The following is a 1,197-nucleotide window of genomic DNA, read 5'->3' on the forward strand; positions in this document are numbered from 1 at the left end:
GTCTAGGCTAAAATTGTGGGTAAAGGTGATGCAATTTAATTCGAGCGTCTTCTGTAGAAAATCGCCATTTAACTTGTGCGCTAGTTGCATTCCGTTCTTCCTCCCAAGACTGAAGTTCCTGTGTCAAAATTTCCTGACTCGGAATCCGGCGGTCCAGACACTGTTGATGCAATACGCTCAACTCGATTTCAGCAATATTTAGCCAACTTCCATTCCGTGGAGTGTAATGAATCTCAAGCCGACGGGCTAGACGATGAGCGATTTGAGCAGGAAATGCTTGATATAATGAGGCAATGTGGTGGGTGTTGAGGTTGTCACAAACCAATTTGATTTTTTGGGCATGGGGATACTCATGTTCCAACAAGTGGCGAACTTCTTCGGCCCACTCAATACGAGTCCGACGTTCATAGCTTTTCACTCGTCGCCAACCCTTAATTGGGTCGATGAAAAGAAAGATTGGACAGGAGCCGTGACGCTCATAATGATAGTCTTCTTTGGGATCTTGACCGGGTTGGAGAGGAATGGGATTCTTAACATGATCCGTTAATTGTACGGCAGCTTCATCCATACAAATTAAAGGTTCCTCTTCAGTGTGGACGGCAGTGTACAGATCAAGAACATCTTCCATTTGAGCTATGAAACGCGGCGCATCGTCTTCCGGAATACAGTAGCGCTGCTTTTTCCAAGGTCGCAACTTGTTTTTTTTAAACTTTGACGTACCGTTTCCCTGCTGATGTTAACTACGAGCCCACGACGCTTCAGTTCCTCCACCAACAAACTCAGAGTCCAGCGTACCCGCCCCGACGGGGGGTTTTCACAACAAATTGCCACTAGGTGTGCGTGTTTTTCTCCATCTAATATAGGCTCGACCGGAGGGGTTTGCCGTTGACGATTTGTCACAGCAGATTCTATTCCACCCTTGACAAAGGACTTACGAATCCGAGCGACGGTGTTAATGTGGACCCCTAACGCTTCACTGATTTGGGCATCTTTCCAGCGCCCTTCGGGATGCTCTTGGTCAGCCATCAGTAAAACTCTTGCTCTGATAATTCGTTTAGCGCTTGCATGACCATTGCGACTCTGTTCGGTTAAGTCCTTTCGCTCGGCGGGGGTCAGATAGACTTTATGTTTGATGTTCGGGTTACTCATGAGACTCCTCAAAGATATTTTACCCACTATTTTAGCTTAGACGCGCTA

The 1,197-nt window shown here is 46.8% G+C and carries 1 protein-coding gene; it reads right to left on the reverse strand.

Translation table 11 applies throughout. From position 1 onward, the window contains the following. Positions 1–7: 7 nt before the first annotated feature. Positions 8–1,149 (reverse strand): IS630 family transposase gene (locus NG795_RS28380; RefSeq protein ID WP_367291948.1). Its coding sequence is split into 2 segments (ribosomal slippage): positions 8–708 and positions 708–1,149, totalling 1,143 coding nucleotides; the frame shifts between segments, so codons are not numbered across the junction. Positions 1,150–1,197: the final 48 nt, after the last annotated feature.

It is taken from the genome of Laspinema palackyanum D2c, from assembly GCF_025370875.1.
Lineage (GTDB): Bacteria > Cyanobacteriota > Cyanobacteriia > Cyanobacteriales > Laspinemataceae > Laspinema > Laspinema palackyanum.